Annotated in this window: 14 protein-coding genes; 1 reads left to right on the top strand and 13 read right to left on the bottom strand. The window is 48.3% G+C overall.

From position 1 onward, the window contains the following. Positions 1-21: 21 nt before the first annotated feature. The 9 genes from K401_RS0121725 to K401_RS0121685 form a co-directional block, all read right to left on the bottom strand. Complete coding sequence (locus K401_RS0121725; protein ID WP_024294930.1) at positions 22-984, bottom strand: NAD(P)-dependent oxidoreductase; 963 nt, start codon at positions 982-984, stop codon at positions 22-24. Next, positions 981-2,375: an FAD-dependent oxidoreductase gene (locus K401_RS0121720; protein ID WP_242837863.1), complete on the bottom strand. Its 1,395-nt coding sequence runs from the start codon at positions 2,373-2,375 to the stop codon at positions 981-983. Before K401_RS0121720 ends, K401_RS0121725 begins: the two co-directional genes overlap by 4 nt. After that, positions 2,372-4,879 carry a beta-mannosidase gene (locus K401_RS0121715; RefSeq protein ID WP_024294928.1) on the bottom strand — a complete coding sequence of 836 codons (2,508 nt, stop codon included), beginning with the start codon at positions 4,877-4,879 and terminating at the stop codon, positions 2,372-2,374. Before K401_RS0121715 ends, K401_RS0121720 begins: the two co-directional genes overlap by 4 nt. A 21-nt stretch (positions 4,880-4,900) precedes the next feature. Further along, positions 4,901-5,842, bottom strand: a complete 942-nt coding sequence (locus tag K401_RS0121710; protein WP_024294927.1) for an aldo/keto reductase — start codon at positions 5,840-5,842, stop codon at positions 4,901-4,903. Positions 5,843-5,860: 18 nt separating this feature from the next. Beyond that, the gene (locus tag K401_RS0121705; protein ID WP_024294926.1) at positions 5,861-6,532 is read right to left on the bottom strand and encodes a response regulator transcription factor; all 672 of its coding nucleotides are present in this window, start codon (positions 6,530-6,532) and stop codon (positions 5,861-5,863) included. A gap of 16 nt (positions 6,533-6,548) precedes the next feature. Beyond that, positions 6,549-8,099, bottom strand: a complete 1,551-nt coding sequence (locus K401_RS0121700; RefSeq protein WP_024294925.1) for an ATP-binding protein — start codon at positions 8,097-8,099, stop codon at positions 6,549-6,551. A gap of 13 nt (positions 8,100-8,112) precedes the next feature. After that, positions 8,113-8,961 carry a carbohydrate ABC transporter permease gene (locus K401_RS0121695; protein ID WP_024294924.1) on the bottom strand — a complete coding sequence of 283 codons (849 nt, stop codon included), beginning with the start codon at positions 8,959-8,961 and terminating at the stop codon, positions 8,113-8,115. A gap of 14 nt (positions 8,962-8,975) precedes the next feature. Beyond that, complete coding sequence (locus tag K401_RS0121690; RefSeq protein ID WP_024294923.1) at positions 8,976-9,908, bottom strand: carbohydrate ABC transporter permease; 933 nt, start codon at positions 9,906-9,908, stop codon at positions 8,976-8,978. Between the two features lie 63 nt (positions 9,909-9,971). Then, positions 9,972-11,438 (bottom strand): ABC transporter substrate-binding protein, encoded by a 1,467-nt coding sequence (locus K401_RS0121685; protein WP_024294922.1) that lies wholly within the window; start codon positions 11,436-11,438, stop codon positions 9,972-9,974. A 253-nt stretch (positions 11,439-11,691) separates the two neighbouring features. On the opposite strand from K401_RS0121685, the gene K401_RS0121680 reads away from it, so the two are divergent. Beyond that, the gene (locus K401_RS0121680; protein ID WP_024294921.1) at positions 11,692-13,161 is read left to right on the top strand and encodes a glycoside hydrolase family 5 protein; all 1,470 of its coding nucleotides are present in this window, start codon (positions 11,692-11,694) and stop codon (positions 13,159-13,161) included. Between the two features lie 121 nt (positions 13,162-13,282). On the opposite strand, the gene K401_RS0121675 is transcribed toward K401_RS0121680, so the two are convergent. The 4 genes from K401_RS0121675 to pepV form a co-directional block, all read right to left on the bottom strand. After that, a complete protein-coding gene (locus K401_RS0121675) occupies positions 13,283-14,191 on the bottom strand; it encodes a MetQ/NlpA family ABC transporter substrate-binding protein (protein ID WP_024294920.1) in 909 nt (302 codons plus the stop codon). A 47-nt stretch (positions 14,192-14,238) separates the two neighbouring features. Continuing rightward, positions 14,239-14,904, bottom strand: a complete 666-nt coding sequence (locus K401_RS0121670; protein ID WP_024294919.1) for a methionine ABC transporter permease — start codon at positions 14,902-14,904, stop codon at positions 14,239-14,241. Beyond that, complete coding sequence (locus tag K401_RS0121665; protein WP_024294918.1) at positions 14,894-15,916, bottom strand: methionine ABC transporter ATP-binding protein; 1,023 nt, start codon at positions 15,914-15,916, stop codon at positions 14,894-14,896. The genes K401_RS0121670 and K401_RS0121665 overlap by 11 nt, the downstream gene beginning before the upstream one ends. A 358-nt stretch (positions 15,917-16,274) precedes the next feature. Continuing rightward, positions 16,275-17,678 (bottom strand): dipeptidase PepV, encoded by a 1,404-nt coding sequence (gene pepV, locus K401_RS0121655; protein ID WP_024294917.1) that lies wholly within the window; start codon positions 17,676-17,678, stop codon positions 16,275-16,277. Between the last annotated feature and the right edge of the window lie 13 nt (positions 17,679-17,691).

Raw genomic sequence — 17,691 nt, 5'->3', positions numbered from 1 at the left:
TTCCTTCCAGCCTCCTCTGTCTTACCCTAATGACACACATACATTTTCAGGCGTTCCGGCCAGGTATTTCTCCACATTGCCAAAGGTGATCTCCGCCCTTCGCACCATTGATTCCTCAGATAAAAACGCCTGATGGGGAGTAAGCAGGGTATTCTTCGCATGAAGAAGCGGATAATCCTTAGCCAGCGGCGGTTCTCCGTCGTAAACGTCAATACAGGCATAGCCCAGCCGGTCCCCGTTTAAGGCCTCAGCCAGGGCATTGTTATCCACAATCGGTCCCCTGGCGCAATTGATCAATACTGCATCCCGCTTCATGAGTGCCAGACGTTCTTCATTTATAAAACCTCTGGTATTCTCATTAAGGGGAAGATGCAAAGATACAAGATCACTGCGAGACAGCACCTCCTCCAAAGACTGATATACAATCCCCGAATGCTCACCCATTTCCGGTGAGGCAGGATCATAGGCAATCACCTTTGCTCCAAAAGCCTGAAACAGCTTCGCCGTTACCAGACCGATCCGCCCAACTCCAACGATTCCCACAGTTCTGCCGCAGATCTCCTTTCCGCCGATGCCCGCACTGGTACCGCCGGCCCGAAGCTGCTGGTCAGCCTTTCGCAGGTTCCGTAAAGCAGCGACAGCCATGCCGATCACCAGCTCCGCTACCGTCTGATTGGAATATCCTGCCGCATTGCAAACCGTCACCCCCTGCTCCCGGCATGCCTGTACCCCCACATGGTCAATGCCGGTAAAGGCTACTGCAATCATTTTTAGCTCCTGTACCGCCCGGACCACCGTATCTGAATAGGGATGGTTGGCGATTATTACGATATCACTTCCTTTGCTCCTCTCAATCAACTTCTCCTCACTGGCCGCTACCGTATCATAGCTGGAAAAATCATGTCCCTGGGCGGCAAGCTTCTCTGCATATGTTCCAATCAGAGCTTTGGGAACACTTAAAGGTTCTGCTAACGTTATCTTCATCTGATCTGATCCTCCTGTCCCAGATACACTCCCTGGGAAATTAATGTTGTTCTCAGTTTCATTACATCCAGTGCTTTGGGCAGACAGCCTTCCCGGACACAAAGGGCGGCGGCAGTTCCGGCAGCCTGCCCCTGAGCCATGCAGGACACCGTATTGCGGGTAGACATATGCGCCTCCCAGGTACTGGTAATGCATCTGCCTGCCACCAGAATTCCCTGTAATTTCACCGGCAGCAGCGCCCGGTACGGCACGCCGTAGCAGCCGCCGTCTTTAATGACAATCCGCGGCGCGCAATCATGAAAGCCGTATAGATACACCTCATCCTCAAACCGCCGTCCATTCACAATTTCATCCAGAGACATATCATGCTCACAGGACACAATTCTGGTCAGCCGGATACCGATGCTGGCCGGCGTCCAGCTCACATAGGCTTTTTCAAACCCCGGAATATACTGCTTAAGCATCGCCGCCAACTGCATGATCTGATGGCGCAGAGTAATCTCTGCCGCCGAATATTCCTCCGAATTGGTGGTGTCCACATTTTTTAAATTGGCGCTGTTGATGTAAGTAAAGCTGTTTTCATGAAGGGAAAAACCCAACGGTCCCCACATGCCTTCCTTATCCATAAATTCCGTAAATTCCGGCACCTGGTTTAACTGGAAGCCCAGACGAATCACGTGGTCTGTTTCGCTCCCCTTATCCCCTTCAATCAGCTGGGTGATCAAATTCTTTTCCTTCAGATAGTCCACCAATCGGGTCATATCAACATCATTCATCCCGAAAGGCATTCCCACTGAAGTGGTATCCTGACGTTTCACATAATCCGCTCCCGCCAATGCGGCAACATCCGCATCCCCGGTGGCATCAATCACGACTCCTGCCCTGATTGCCTCTCTCCCTGACTTTCCTTCTGTCACAATGCCGGTCACCCGGGCCCCGTCCATTAATGCTCCTACAATCATGGTATGTAAAAGTACTGTTACTCCGGCCTCTTCAAGCATGGCAAATGCCACATCCTTAAACAGCTCCCAGTCCACGATCGTGATCACGGAATCATAGCTGCCGCCCTTGTCCTGTTCTAAATGGCCGGGGGACCCACCGGCTGCCATCATCCGTTCAATAATCTCCTGAGGAATCCCCTGAACCACCTGCTGCTTCGGAGCCTCCGGGAAAGCCTTATAAAGATTGTAAAAGCTGTGAAGCGGTCCTGCCCCGTTTACCAGGGTACCGCCCACATAACCAAACCGTTCCACCAGAATCGTCTTTGCACCGTTTCTGGCCGCAGCAAGAGCCGCCGCGAAACCGGCTGTACCGCCGCCGCACACCACAGTATCACAGGTGTATCGTACCGGCGTCCTGATCTGTTCCACAATAAAATCGCCTGCCATCATTCCCTCTCTTTCCGTTCCGGACTCTGATACCACAGAACTGCCGGATTTTCATCATAAACTGATTTTGCAGTTATCCTTCCCTGCAGCTGTCCGGAGAGAATCCGGATCCGCTTTTCCATTCCGGGAAGCAAATCAAAATAATTATCCTCAAACAGCCAGCCAAAAGCCGCCCCGCCATCTCCTGCCGTAACCTCCACACACCTGGCAAAGGCTTCACAGCAAACCAAAAGCAAATCACCTTCCTGGATGAGGGACAAACCCGTTTTCACTGGATATTCCATATGGCGCTCGATCTCAAAAACATCCAGTGAGGTTCCTAAAACCTCCCCTGAATCTGATACAGCCCTGGCATACACCGCATGCCTTTTTAAAAACTGTCCGAAAGGCTTGAGGGTACAGACAGGCCGGGATTCGTCCGGAACCACCGAAAATGCTTGCTCAAAGGATCGGATCATGCAATTCTTCTGAATGTCAAAGAGCGACACCTCCAAAATCCCCTGTTTCACCTCCGGAGTATCATTGGTAATCCACAAATAGCCCTGGTCCCCAAACTCACAGGATAGAAAAAACGGCTCATAGCAGCGTTTCAATTCATAATAAGGATAGTATGGCTCCTGAAAATAATCCACCACTCCGTAAGAAATAATATTGCTGTTATTATTGAACTTCCAGAGCAGATGCCCGCCTGTCCGCCGCCTGTCCATCGGATGGTCTCCGCTGTAGCCCCGGCGGAACCGCCCCACTTGTTCCCGGATATATTCCCCGTGTGCCGCGCCAAGATTATACACCAGCTCCTCCGGGGAAAGAGCGTCATAATAATGCTCCACAGGCCCCAGCTTTAAGAAGCCCTGGTTGGTATTATGCCGGCTCCAGGTTTCCGGCCATTGTAACATTGTTTTCCGTGTTACCCGGCCGCTATAACCATCAGGCCAAAGCTCCTCCTCCGTCATCATGCGTCTCATGGATTTGATTGCCGGTGCCGAAACCCGGCAGTTCTCACTTAAGAACACCGGATATTCCCGCCCCGGAACAAACCACAGATGGGTATAGCCATGAGTGTCACCCTCTTCCGGGTCATTGGCCCACCGGCCTCCGGACGGGGAAGAAAGGTGATAATACCGTTTTGGATCAAGGCTTTTGCACACCTTTGCAAAAACCTGGTCAAAAATCACGCTCCCCAGACATTCCTCGCCGGGATAACCATAGTCCCGGCATAACAGAGTTTCATTGCCGCCGCACCAGAGCAGGATACAGGGATGGGATTTCAGCCGTTTTACCAGCTGCATTGCTTCCTCCCGGCACAGCGCAAGATAATGAGGCTCTTCCGAATACAGGGAACAGCACAAATAAAAATCCTGCCAGATCAGTATCCCCCTGCGGTCACACTCCTCATAAAACGCCTCCGGAAGCTTTTCTCCCTCTCCCCAGACCCGCAGAGCATTGAAATTGCCAAGCTCTGCCAGATCAAGAAGCCGGTTCATCACCTCCGGGCGATAGCAATTACTCATGGTATCCGGATGAACCAGGTTTGCTCCCCACAGTTTTAAAGGCCTGCCATTTACCGTAAAATTCATCTCTGCCCCGCCGGTTATCCGGCGGAATCCGACAGATTTAATCAGGCTTTCCCCCGGGCTCCCGATACAGCACAGCTCTACCTTATATAAATAAGGTGTCCCGTGGGTTCGCGGCCACCAAAGCTGCGGGCGTTCCACACGCAGCTCTGCCCTTACCCGGTTATGTTCAACCGGTATTTCCAGACCTGCAGCCAGCCGTCCATCCTCATCCAGCACCTGGACAGAAACCAGCCCCTGCACTCCATCGCCCAGAAACACTCCGTCGACCAGCACTCTCCCGCTGCCGTCCTCCTCCAGGATGGTGTCAACCAAAACCTCTTTAAAAGAAGGGGCAAAAACCTGCTTTAATGCCACCGTTCCATAGATTCCGCATCGGATCAAAAACGGAGCTGGACCACAATACTCGTGAAATCCTGAACGGAACACCCGAAATGCAGAGTTCGCCCCAACCCGTCCCTGATACTTCGGGGGCAGTACTGCTTCATCCATCCGGTGCTTTGCCGAATGAAAATGAATCAGCAGCGTATTCCGTTCCAGAAGCACCTGGGACACCGGAATCTGATACTCCAAAAAAACGTCCTCACATTGCCTCACCAACACGCCATTTACATAAATATCGGCAAAGGTATCGATTCCTTCCAGCAAGAGCCAGGACTCCACCCCTGTCTCAGCCGAAAACCCGCACCGGTAAACCCAGTCATAGTCATCAATCCACAAATCCTCGTTTATTCCCGTAAGATTGGGATTTTTTATTTCCCCATATGCCAGCAGCACATCATGAACCTGAGCCGGAAAGTCAGAAATCTCATAGATCCTGTCTCTTCCAGTTCCCGGGGTCTCAAACCCATTCTCAAGGTCCTCATAGCTGAACCCTCTCCCCGCCGGAAACCGTTTCATCTGCCACCCGGCACAAATGATCTGTAAGCTCATATCAGTCCCCCTGTCCCAGCCTTAAAACACAAATCCTCTGGTCTGTTTCAACCGCTCCATCACCGCTTCATCAAGCACAATGCCGCTGCCGGAGATATTGGAAAGTGCCTGTTCCCGGGTTTTCGCTCCCGGTATCACACAACTGATACCTGGATAATTCAGATTATATGCCAGAGAAAGCTGTACCATATTTAAGCCGGTTTCAGCCATACACGCCCGGATGATCTCCATATCTGGCTCCACCTCTTTAAACCTCTCACCGGTCCAAAAGCCCTTCCGGTTATCCCCTTCCGGAAAGCCGGTTCCGGCAGCATACTTCCCGGTCAGAATTCCGCTGGCCAGGGGCTGGCTGGTCAGCACAGCAATTCCCCTTTCCCTGGCAATCTCCACCACCTTAAGATTCGATTTGTTCAGAATATTAAAGGGGCATTCCAAAACCTCCATGACCCGCTCCTCATCCTGGGAAAATGCATGAAGCGTGTCCTTTGCTCCCCACATGGCAAGTCCTGCAAACCGGACCTTTCCTGATTGCTTCATCTCCTTTAGCGTATCCCAGATCAGGCCCTTTTCCTGCCAGGCGGCATCCGGCACATGGAGAAGATAAACGTCAACATACTCTGTCTGAAGCCGCCTCAGACTCTCTTCCAGACAGGCAAACAGATACTCCCGTTCAAAATTCTTACTTCTTTCCTGAACCCGGAAATTAGTTCCGCCTTTTGTAACAATCACGGCCTCCTGCCGTTTCCCCTTTAAAAATTTTCCCAGCAAAATCTCACTGTGCCCATCGCCGTAAGCATCACAGGTATCAAAAAGGCGCACACCCTGGTCCCAGGAGATTTCCAACGCCTCCCAGGCCTTCTCATCATCCGCTGTGGATCCCCAGCCTTTTCCGCCGATGGCCCATGCGCCAAAGCCGACCTCCGGCACGTACAGTCCTGTATTGCCAAGCTTCCTTGATTTCATTATGGTTCCCTCTTTCTATTAATCTTCGAATATCTTCAGCTCCCGCAACTGCCTGATGACATCCTTCATCCGCTTTTTTCCAAACTTTTTTAATATGTGATTGACCTGTGAGCGAATCGTAGTTTCCTGCACAAAACGCAGCTCAGCGATATTTCTGTAGGTAAGCCCACCGTATATCATTTTCAAAATCTCATATTCCGTTGTATTAATCAGAAGCATCACCTGAAAGGTTTCCTTTAAACGGATCTGGTTTTCCTGCACCTGCCGGTATCCGTCAATCAGCTTCCTGGCAACCTCCGGCCTGACAAGCAGCTTATTGTCAATGACATCATGAATGGATTTGACAATCTTCTCCACAGGACTTACCTTAATGATATAGTCTGCCGCACCGGCCAGATAAGCCCGGAAAATAAACTCCTCATCCTCATGAACGGTCAGGGCAATACACTTTACATTGGGAAACAGCTCCTGAATCTTTGCAATCGCAGAAATCCCGGCAATCCTGGTTTCCATCTGTATATCCATCAGCACCACATCCGGCAAAAGCTCCTCAGTCAGCTTGACGGCTTCCCTTCCGGTTCCCACAACACCGACAATATCAATGTCTCCGGACAAAGCCGCTATTTTTTCAGCCAGATGGTTGCGGATTTCCTCCATATCATCGGCAATGATAATTCTGATCTTCTCCATGTTATTCCCTCCCTGATCACGGCTGTTTTGCCGGGTCGTTTTTGCTTACTGGCAGCATCACCAGCACTGATGTATAAACGCCTTCCCTGCTGTCAAGCTTCACCTGCCCCAGATGCGCTTTCACCACTTTATATACATAGGGAAGCCCCAGGCCCCAGTTCATCTTCCCCTGCTTGCCGGAATAGTGGGGGGTAAATATCCTGTTACGGTTTCTGGGCTTGATACCGGTTCCGTTATCCGTAATCGCAATTACCAGCCAGTGAAACAGGAAAAAAATCTGCACGGTAATCTTTCCTTCTTCCTTTCCTGACTGCTCAATTGCCTCCACCGCATTGTAAAAAATATTTACCAGCGCCTTACATAAGTGATACCTGTCATACATTCCGCTGATTCCCTCAAAACTTGTCTTATCCCACTCTATCCTGATATTCTCCGGAACCGTCACCTCGGCCAGGGCTTCATCAATAATGCTGACAATGCAGTTATGAAGGTAATGGTACTTGACCTCCTTTAACTTATCCAGCATCTCTGTAGTCCGGGCCAGGGATTCATCAATCAGCAGTTTCATTCTCCCGATCTCCGGAACTTCCTCCTTCTGAGGCACCTTGGCGTCAATCTTACCGGTCAGAATCTGCAAGGAAAACAGTAAATTTTTTTGGGAATGAAGGGTTTCACCCAGCATCCCGTTCATAACAATCAGATTCTTTTGAATCTTCCGTTCCACAAACAGGGTGGCGGAGATATCCATACGAAAGCTGAGCAGAATAGACATGCAGACCGCCAGAACGATCAATACCACCGATGGGGAAGTCAGATACACCTTGGAAATCCTGGCCTGGACATTTTCAAAAATCCAAAAACCGCTGCGGATGACCTTACCAACGGATACACTGAATGGCCCTACGTAAAAAAAGCGGTAAAACAGGGAGGCCACCAGGAGCAGCCCCATGGATAACAAAAAAATACGTTTCCGCAAAAACAGCACGGTCGTCTCCGCCACATACCGAAGGAGCAGAAAAACCGGCCGCAGCAGCAAATAAAGAACACTCAGCTTAACGATCAGGTTCACCGCCTCAAAGACGTAATACACCAGCTGCGGTCTGGCCGAAGTGTGATAATAGATGTACATGTTTGTAGATGTTATGGGATCATACAACAGCAGGGACAAAAACGGAATCAAAAACAGCAGGACATGGCCCCGTATCTTCACCCGGCTTTTTTTCTGCTCTCTGTAGCCTCTCAGCCCCCGATAAAATTCGTAATTAAAAATTGTCTCTGCCAATAAAAACAGGGCGATTCCTAAATTCATCAGCCGGATATTATAGACAATCGGCAGGGCCATACGGTCTGTAATCGTCCTGTAAATATAGTAATCCAGACGGTAATAAATACTGCTGTCATAATAACTTGCATAGCTTGCAAACATATTGATATGCAGGATAATGGAAAAAAACGCAATGATCACTCCTGCTGCCATCAGCACAAATAAATAAGAGTATCTGCTTTTCCGGTCAAACACAAGCAAAATAATCGAAAAGATCAACAGCAAGCCAATGGTATAAAACATAAATCGCCCTCACTTATCCTTTGACAGAACCTTCCGTCAGTCCTGAAATAAAATATTTGTTTAAGAATAAGTATATAATAAACATGGGAAGAATTGAAATACTAATTCCTGCAAGCATTAAATTCCAGGAGGAAACAGCTTCTCCGCTGGATTTTAAGCTGACTACTCCGACTACCAGCGGCCATTTTTCCTTGGCTGATATGGTAAATACATAGGGAAGCAGATAATCGCTCCAGGCTGTCCGGAAAGCCATCAGCCCTGTGGTCGCCACCAGCGGCTTGCACAGCGGGAAAATAATCCGGCAAAAAATCCCGAAGAAACTGCATCCATCGATCTGCGCCGCTTCATCTATCTCCCTGGAAATCTGGCGGACAAACCCTGTGGCAACAAAAACCTGAGTTGCATTCATCCCAAAAACCCTGATGATAATCGGCCCCCAAAGCGTTCCATTCAGCCCAAACAGCTTGGCAAGGCTCAGCTGGGGATACAGGGACAAGGTTCCAATAGAAACAAACATGGAGCACAGCAGCATGGCGTTAACCAGCCGGGAGAATCTTGTCGTCCCCCTGGCAAACACATAACCGGCCAAAATCGAGGTAAGGACACAACCTGCCACCACTGCCACTGTATAGAAAATACTGTTAAAGGTCAATTTTCCAAAGTTAGCCAGATTCCATGCCTGTACATAATTTTCCAGATGCCATTCCCGGGGAATAATCCGGACTCCGCCAACCAGTATCTCCTGGTTGGATTTAAAAGACGACAGCAAAATATAGACGACCGGGAAGACGGCAAACAGCGTAACCACAGCCAGAAAACCGTACAGAATAATCCTCAGTATGTGTTTCGATACCTTTTTCATCGCTTTCCTCCTCCCTATTCATCAACCGACTGCATTTTCTCTGATACCTTCAAATAGATAAGCGTCACGATCCCCAAAATAATTGCCGTGATAACCGCCATTGCCGAAGCATAGCCAAACTGCACTTCTTTTGAAGAGCTTTCGCCGTAAGAGAAGAAGTATTTGAAAATATACGTCATTACTACCTCTGTGGAACCGCCGGGGGCACCGTTGGTGAGAACCAGAATTAAGTCCGTCATCTTCATCGTTCCCAAAACACTCATCATCAGTACCAGTTGAAGAATAGGCGCTACCATGGGCACGGTAATGTGAAAAAACTGCTGAATCTCGTCAGCTCCGTCAATAGACGCACATTCATATAAGGATTTGGAAATATTCTGCAGACCCATGAGAAAGTAAATCATATTTAAACCAAATGTTGTCCACAGGGACACCAGGATGATCACAAACATGGCATGCCCCTTATCACTGAACCAGCTGATATTCCGCGATATAAAACCAATCTCCCGAAGAGCGGCATTGATAATCCCATTATACGCACTGAAAAGGATGGAGAAGATCAATCCCACCACCGCGATACTGAACACCGAAGGCAGGAAGAACACCACCCGAAAAAACGAGCTGCCATTTATCTTATTATTCAGTAAAACTGCCAGCAGCAGGGAAAGGGGAATTTCGATCAGCATCTTAATACCGGCAATCAGAAAGGTGTTTTTTAATGAATCCCAGTAGGCGGGATCCCTGGCAAATGCCCGGACAAAGTTGTCCAGGCCGATAAAAACCGGATCGCTGTAGCCATTGTATTTAAAAAATGACCAGCGCAGCACCCAGATAATGGGATATACGGAAAACATCAAAAACCCGATTGTCATGGGCGTGATCATGAGTATCTCCTGGATTTTGTTCCCTTTGTGAAGTTTATTACTCCTTTTTAATATTCTGCTCATAAGCACCTCTTTAAAAAAGCACTTCCAAATAGATATGCATATCCGGAAGTGCTGACTTAAGTTCTACTTCACCCACTTCATCTTTAAAGTAATATCGGGATCAATGTAATCCTTAATATCTACTTTGCCTGATGAAATTGCCTGATCCAAAGCCTCATTATAGCGGACTGTTAAATCCTCCAGACCTGCATCTACATCTACTACTCCTGTAAGGATCTTACTGTATACATCATGGAAACCGTCTCCCTCAATGGATAATTCACCGTCCGGATTGGGATATTTGATGCAGTAGATATCCATATCCGAGAACCGCAGCCAGTTGGGGTCCATATTTGCAGCCGTTGACAGACTGGTAATCTCATCACCAAGGATGCTGATATCCACCTGTGCCTCGTTGGTTGCCACAAACAATTCGTCAGAATACAGGAACTTCATAAATTCCGCAACCTTATCCTCATATCCCTTCTCCTTTACATCGGAATTGATCACATAAGATAAGGACACGCCCACAGGCTCTTTGAAGCGGTTTTTTGCATCCTTTACAGGATAAGGGATAACCTCCCACTCAAAATCACAGGGGAACTGCTTTTTAAAGGTCATAACATCGGAAGATAACACTCCTACCATACCAATATTTCCGGCGGAAAACTGAGCTCTGGCCGTATCTCCGTCCATGGTTTCAAAGCCTGGGAACATGCTTCCGTCATCAATAATATCCTGCAAATGTCCGAAGAACCCCCGAAGGCTGGAATAATCATATCTTCCGGTTGTATGATTAAAATATTCATCCCCAACACTGGCGGCATTGGCAAGATTTACATAAAAATAATCATAGGAGGAATAGCCCATAGCCAGCGCATAACCATATGTAGAACCGCCGCTGTTTTCTGTAATTACCCGTGCCGCTTCCCGCATCTCGTCCCATGTTTCAGGCACGGTCAGCCCATTTTTCCTAAAAATATCCATGTTACAGGCAATTCCGTAGTTTGTTACCCGGAACGGAATGGCATAGGTTTTATCCCCATATATTCCATATCCCGGCGCATTATACTGCCGGAACCGCTCAACCAGTCCCTTTAAGCCTTCTATCGTCTCCCAGGGCATGATGTAACCAGCCTTGGAATAATTTCCTATCTTGTTGCTCTTAAAGATGTCCGGGCCTTCTCCGGCCGTTACAGCCACGTCCAGAGTTGTGTAATAATCACTGCCGTATACCGTATATTCAACCGCAATCCCTTTTTCTTTGCCGATGGTCTCATTAAATTCCTTTATCTTTTCATCATATACAGCCTGATCATGCTGGTCATTGGACCACATCCGAAGGGTTGTGACCTCCCCCGGAGCCGCAGGCGCCCCAGTCTCTCCCAACCCTTGGGTGCTATTGCCGGCCGTTGTCTCTCCCGACGTTTGGGCGCTGTTCCCGTCAGCCGCAGACTCCGGTGCGCTCCCGGATGTACTCTTGCAGGCTGTCAAGGATGCTGCCATAGAAATCCCCAGCAGCAACATACCAATACTCTTTGTTAACCTCATGGTTCCTCCTCCAATATAAATATTTTCATATTACTGAAAAACTTTTTTAAACCCGAAATTCATGAACTTCATAGCTGCATTTTAACACAAGGATTTAAGAATGATAAGTATGAAAATTCGTCAACATTTACATTTAACCTTCTTTTCTTATTCTTTTTTTATAAAATGTTGATAATTCATCATATTGAGCGCTCCGCATCCTAATGGTAAAATATACAATAAAGCGAATTACATACCGAAAGGAGATATTTTTATGGAGTTTCTTAAAACCAAAGGAAAAGCAATTGTCACAGAATCCGGGCGCCAGGTCTATCTGCGAGGTACCTGCATCGGCGGCTGGATGAATATGGAAAATTTTATCAACGGTTATCCAGGAACAGAAATTTCCTTAAGAGAGCACATGGCCGGCCGGCTGGGAAAGGAAAATGGAGAGTTTTTCTTCACCGAAATGATGAAAGAATTTTTGTCTGAAGAGGATGTACGCTTTATAGCTTCCACCGGGGCAAACTGCGTGCGCCTGGCGCTCAACTACAGGCATTTTGAAGATGATTCCCAGCCCTTTGTCTACAAAGAAAAGGGATTTAAGATCCTGGAGGCAGCCGTCTCCCTGTGTGAGCGCCACCATTTATACGTCATTTTAGACATGCACGCCATACAGGGCTGGCAGAACACCCACTGGCACAGCGACAATGACGGGGGAATCTCCCTGTTCTGGACCGATGCCTGCTACCAGAAACGTTACATCAGCTTTATGCAGGAGCTGGCCCGGCGTTTTTGCGGCCGTCCCGCAGTGGCCGGCTATGAATTGTTCAACGAGCCAAGCTCCAGCTGCCGCAGCGGGGATTATCCCTTTAACATGTACGAAAATTTCACCTCGGATTACGAAACCTTCAACCAGGTTGTAAGGAATACGGTACACGCCATCCGGGAGATTGATCCGGACCACATCATCTTTATCGAAGGCGACTGCTACGGACATAATTTTTCCGGTCTGGAGGCCCCTTTTGCCGAAAACCTTGTTTATTCCTCCCACGATTACATCATCTCCAGCTTTGGCCCCGGCAAATATCCGGGACATTACGAGGAACTGCATAATGACCGGGTTGAAACAGCCAGCTACTGGGATTATGAAAAGCAGATAAATCATATTAAGGAAACAGAAGGCTGGCAATTTTCCGAAAAATATCAGGTTCCTTTATGGGTCGGGGAATTTGGCTCCCAGTATTGTACGGGAGAAGAGGATATGCCAAACCGCCTGGCATCCATGGACGACCAGTTAAAGGCAATGAATGAGCTTGGTCTTCACTGGACCACCTGGACTTATAAGGACTGCGGCACCATGGGCTGGGTAACGGTTAAGCCGGACAGTGAATACCTGCGGCAGGTCGCAGGGGTCCAGCGTCAGAAGGGTCTTTTAGGAGCCGAAAACTTCACCGCATGGCGAAGCGAATGCCCAGGCAAAGAAGTGACCAGGGAATTCACCAGATACATGTTGTCTCTCCTGGAAGAGGCTCCGAATTATACCTTCGGCACCTTTCAGAAATGTATGAACTACGCTTTGCTGACCGGCTTTGCCGCAGGTGTCTTACAGCCGGAATACGCAAATCAGTTTAAAAACTGCAGCCGTGAGGATATATCCAGAATCATGAAGTCTTTTGCTTTGGAAAATTGTGAGAAGAATGAACGGTATCTTGAAATTTTAAGACAGCGGCTGGTGCAATAGATGCCGCAGAGACTGGCCAAATGTGACTGCCCGCCAGCCCTTTGACCAAAAAAGGCCGCTATGGAAACTGCTTAAAGCGTCTCCATAACGGCCTTTTATCATTGCTTAAAAGATCCCTTATTTAGAAAGAAGGAACTACCGCACCATCGTAGGTGTCTTCAATAAACTTTTTAATGGTATCGCTTGTTAAAGCTTCCACAAGGGCTTTTGTCTTCTCACTGCTTTCCTCTCCTGCACGTACGGCAACAATGTTGCTGTAAAGGGTCGCTGCTACTGACTTGGCATCCTCTACGGCCAGGGCATCAGATACCTTTAAGCCGGCCTCAATTGCATAGTTTCCATTGATAACAGCCACATCCACGTCGCCTAAGGAACGGGGAAGCTGGGCAGCTTCAACTTCAACGATCTTGAAGTTCTTGTCATTTTTTACAATGTCATTCTTGGTAGCCTCCAGCTCAACACCTTCCTTTAAGCCGATCAGCCCCTTGTCTGCCAGTAAAAGAAGAGCTCTTGCCTCGTTGGAAACGTCATTCGGCACTGCGATCTGGGCTCCGTCAGGAAGGTTGTCAAGAGAATCGGTCTTTCCGGCATAAATGCCGAAAGGTTCATAGTGAATAGCTGCTGCGCTTACAAGGTCTGTTCCCTTTTCCTCGTTGAACTGATCCAGATATGGCTTGTGCTGGAAATAGTTGGCATCTAGATCTCCGGATTCAAGGGCCAGGTTTGGCTGTACATAATCCGTATATTCTTTTACCACCAGCTCATATCCCTTTTCCTTTAGGATATCCTTTGCAGCATTTAAAATCTCTGCGTGAGGAGCCGGAGTTGCGCCTACAACGATCTTTTCCAAGTCGCCGGAAGCCTCCTTGCTCTCTGCTGCCGTTGTTTCATCTGTCTTCGCTGCTTCTGTTGTTGCAGCCTGTGTTGTCTCTGCTGCGGTCGTTGCCGGTGCTCCCTTACTTCCTGAGCATGCGGTCAGTGCTCCTGCGGCAACCAGTGCTGCCGTAAGTACATAAAGTGACTTTTTCATAACTTTTTCCTCCTTAAAATTTTTTATGGTAACGCCTTAGGCTGTTACTACTTAATTCTCTTATCGCTCACTCTGGATAGTTTCATTCCTGCCTCCTGAATGACCTGGACAATGATAACAAGAATTGCCACGGTTATAAACATCATCTCCGTCTGGTAGCGGTAATATCCGTATTTAATTGCAATATCTCCAAGTCCGCCTCCGCCTACAAAGCCTGCCATAGCAGAATAGGCCAATATGGTAGTGACGGAAAGAGCCGCTCCAACCAAGAGGGAAGGCTTTGCTTCCGGAAGAAGAACCTTCCATATGATCTGAAGGGTGGAAGAACCCATGGATTTTGCCGCCTCGATCACGCCTGGATCCACTTCCTTAAAGGAAGCTTCCACGACTCTGGCTACATAGGGCGCTGAGGCTATTACCAACGGGGGGATCACAGCCTTTGCTCCCAGGGTAGTACCCACAACAGCCCTTGTAATGGGAAGCACCATAATCAACAGAATGATAAACGGCACGGACCGGAGCAGGTTTATAATCAGACCCAGAATCCTCTGAAACCAGGGGATGGGATAGATCCCTTCTTTGTCCGTAACAACCAGAAAAATGCCTAAGGGAATTCCGATAAGGTACGCAAAAAAGGATGAGGTAAATGTCATGAACAAGCTTTCCCATATGCCTGTTTTAAGCATCTGCAAAACGGTTGCATCAAAGATCATAATCCTTTACCTCCTCATGAGTGATTCCCGCTGTCTTTAAATAATTAAGGATCCTGTTCTGGTCCACTTCCTCCTCCGGAAGCTGGATGACCATCTGTCCCATAGCGGTTCCGTTAATGTCCCTTGTCTCGGCATGCATAATATTCACCGGGACCTTACAGGCTAATATCATATTGGCAAGGACCGGTTCAAAGGAAGACCGGCCGTCAAAGGAAATCCGGACCCTTCTGGAGCCGCCGAACCGGCTGACTAATTCCGCCGCCTCCCCTAATATGAGCTGTCTTCCGATTTTGGACTTTGGCTCAGAGAATATTTCTGTTACGTTTCCCACTTCTGCAATGTGGCTCTGGTCAATAATCGCCACCCGGTCGCAGATGGCTTCGATCACCGTCATCTCATGGGTGATGACCACCACCGTAACTCCCATGGACCGGTTAATATCCTTTAAAAGCCCCAGTATGGACTTTGTGGTATTTGGATCCAAAGCGCTTGTGGCTTCATCGCAAAGGAGAACCTTGGGATTGGTCGCCAGGGCTCTTGCTATGGCAACCCTTTGCTTCTGCCCGCCTGACAACTGGGCCGGATAAGCCTTTGCCCTCTCTTTAAGTCCCACGATTTCCAAAAGCTCCATAGCCCTTTTGATCCCATCCTTTTTGGGAACGCCTGCGATTTCCAGAGGAAAGCACACATTCTGTAATACATTCCTCTGGGCCAGCAGGTTAAACTGCTGAAAGATCATGCCCATGGACTGTCTGGCCAGCCTCTGCTCCCGGGGCCGCATAGAAGCCAGACTCTTATTCTCGAAAAGCACATCTCCCGATGTAGGGATTTCCAGATAATTGATACAGCGGACCAAGGTGCTCTTACCGGCTCCGCTCAAACCGATAATTCCAAATATTTCTCCCTGTTCAATGGACAGGTTAATATCATCTAGGGCCTTAATGGGGCCGTTTGCGGTTCGGAACTCTTTTCCCAGTCCCACCAGCTGGATAATAGGTTCTGCTGACTGCATATGTCTATTTCCTTTTCCTTTCATTTCTTTTCTTTAAGGTACAAAAAGGCCGCAAGCCCTGCACAGACTTGCGACCTAAAAATTTCCGCGTTTTGCTGCTCTCAGCGAATTCCAATCACAATCCATACAAATGAAACGATTATCGTATTTTTATGCATTCTGATACACGACACATCATCATACACATGCCGTCCATCGGATCCATATTCATCTGCATGGCTTTTAACTGGTTCATGGCAGCTACTCCTTCCACTGATTCCTATAGGCAAACTAGGAATTCCTTTATGAGCCGTATTTTACGCTCTCATCCTGCTTTTGTCAATACTTATTTTAAAATCAGGGACAAAAACCCGAAATTTTATGAACACAGATCCACGATCACCTGGGCAAATATCTTAGCGCTTACCACAAGTTCATCAATGACCGCGTACTCGTCGGCTCCATGCATGCGGTTATCTGTCCCCGGCATGGAAGCGCCGAAGGCAACGCCGTTCTTTAATTCATGGACATAAGTACCACCGCCCATGGACACGCACTCTCCCTTTAAGCCGGTATAGCTTTCATAAACATTCAGCAGGGTTTTTACGAATTCTGAATTTCCATCCACGTGATGAGGCGGTCTCATGGAATCGTTGTGAAGGGTAAAGCCCTTTTCCGTCATGTTCCTTTTTACAACCTCCAGAACATTTTCTTCTGTAGCGCAGACAGGGCACCGGCTGTCAAAGGTTCCTTCCAGACAGGATTCCGTTACCTTTAATAAGCTGAATGCCAGAGTCAGGCTGCCGGAAAGCTCATCTTCCATGGCGATTCCCAGGGCTTTTCCTGAAGTGTCCCCATGGGGAATCAGCTCCAAAAGGCGGCGGATCATGGTCACCTGCCGGCACTCTGCCAGGGGAAGCTTAATTAAATACGAAAGAAGTCCTGTCAGGGCATTGTTTCCCTCCTCAGGGAGGGAAGCATGGGCACTTTCACCGATTGCCGTAATGGTTGCGGTGTCTTCTTCCAGCTCCAGTTGAAAACGAATCCCTGTTTTCTTTTCACACTCTGCTGCAGCATGCTCAAGGGCTTTGGCGTCAATGCCTGCTACCACTGCAGTAGCTTTTCCAGGCACCACATTTACCTTTGTTCCGGCATTTATGCTTACCAGCTTTGGAAAGCTGGATGATGGAGCCCACTCAGCGGTAAAATGACCGTTTAACCCGCCTTTTTCCGTATTCACCACCGGAAAAGAGCCGTCAGGAGAAAAGGTCATGGGAGCTTCCTCTTCTATGGCATAATAATGGGCAATGTCAGAGCTTCCGCACTCTTCGTCGGTTCCAAGGATCAGCCGGACATTTTTCTTAAGGGGAATATTCAGCTCCTTTACCGCTCTCATGGCGTAAAGGGCTGCAACAGCCGGGCCTTTGTCATCTGCTGTACCGCGGCCAAACAGCTTTCCTTCCTTTGCCACCGGCTCAAAGGGTTCTGTTTCCTTCCAGCCTTCTCCTGCCGGAACCACATCAAGGTGAGCCAGGATATCAAGCTGGCGCTCCTTATCATTTAAATCTGCTGTTCCTACATAATTATCGTAATTGGTAATGGAAAAACCGTAGGATTCCGCGATTGCCAGGGCTTCAGACAAAGCCTCAAATGCTCCCTTCCCATATGGCATTCCTTCCCTGTAGGCCATCTTTTCGCTGTTAATACGGCACAGTGTGCAGATGTCGTCGATCATCTCCTGCTTATGTGACTCTATATATTCCTCAATTTCCTTCCTGTACATGGTCCACACCCCT

This window comes from Lacrimispora indolis DSM 755 (assembly GCF_000526995.1).
Lineage (GTDB): Bacteria > Bacillota > Clostridia > Lachnospirales > Lachnospiraceae > Lacrimispora > Lacrimispora indolis.
Note: the sequence above shows the minus strand (reverse complement) of the source record. Positions and strands in the feature narration are given on the sequence as shown.

Coding starts and splice junctions, on each gene's coding strand:
- K401_RS0121725 (WP_024294930.1), bottom strand. CDS start 984: ATGAAGATAACGTTAGCAGAACCTTTAAGTGTTCCCAAAGCTCTGATT.
- K401_RS0121720 (WP_242837863.1), bottom strand. CDS start 2,375: ATGATGGCAGGCGATTTTATTGTGGAACAGATCAGGACGCCGGTACGA.
- K401_RS0121715 (WP_024294928.1), bottom strand. CDS start 4,879: ATGAGCTTACAGATCATTTGTGCCGGGTGGCAGATGAAACGGTTTCCG.
- K401_RS0121710 (WP_024294927.1), bottom strand. CDS start 5,842: ATGAAATCAAGGAAGCTTGGCAATACAGGACTGTACGTGCCGGAGGTC.
- K401_RS0121705 (WP_024294926.1), bottom strand. CDS start 6,532: ATGGAGAAGATCAGAATTATCATTGCCGATGATATGGAGGAAATCCGC.
- K401_RS0121700 (WP_024294925.1), bottom strand. CDS start 8,099: ATGTTTTATACCATTGGCTTGCTGTTGATCTTTTCGATTATTTTGCTT.
- K401_RS0121695 (WP_024294924.1), bottom strand. CDS start 8,961: ATGAAAAAGGTATCGAAACACATACTGAGGATTATTCTGTACGGTTTT.
- K401_RS0121690 (WP_024294923.1), bottom strand. CDS start 9,908: ATGAGCAGAATATTAAAAAGGAGTAATAAACTTCACAAAGGGAACAAA.
- K401_RS0121685 (WP_024294922.1), bottom strand. CDS start 11,438: ATGAGGTTAACAAAGAGTATTGGTATGTTGCTGCTGGGGATTTCTATG.
- K401_RS0121680 (WP_024294921.1), top strand. CDS start 11,692: ATGGAGTTTCTTAAAACCAAAGGAAAAGCAATTGTCACAGAATCCGGG.
- K401_RS0121675 (WP_024294920.1), bottom strand. CDS start 14,191: ATGAAAAAGTCACTTTATGTACTTACGGCAGCACTGGTTGCCGCAGGA.
- K401_RS0121670 (WP_024294919.1), bottom strand. CDS start 14,904: ATGATCTTTGATGCAACCGTTTTGCAGATGCTTAAAACAGGCATATGG.
- K401_RS0121665 (WP_024294918.1), bottom strand. CDS start 15,916: ATGCAGTCAGCAGAACCTATTATCCAGCTGGTGGGACTGGGAAAAGAG.
- pepV (WP_024294917.1), bottom strand. CDS start 17,678: ATGTACAGGAAGGAAATTGAGGAATATATAGAGTCACATAAGCAGGAG.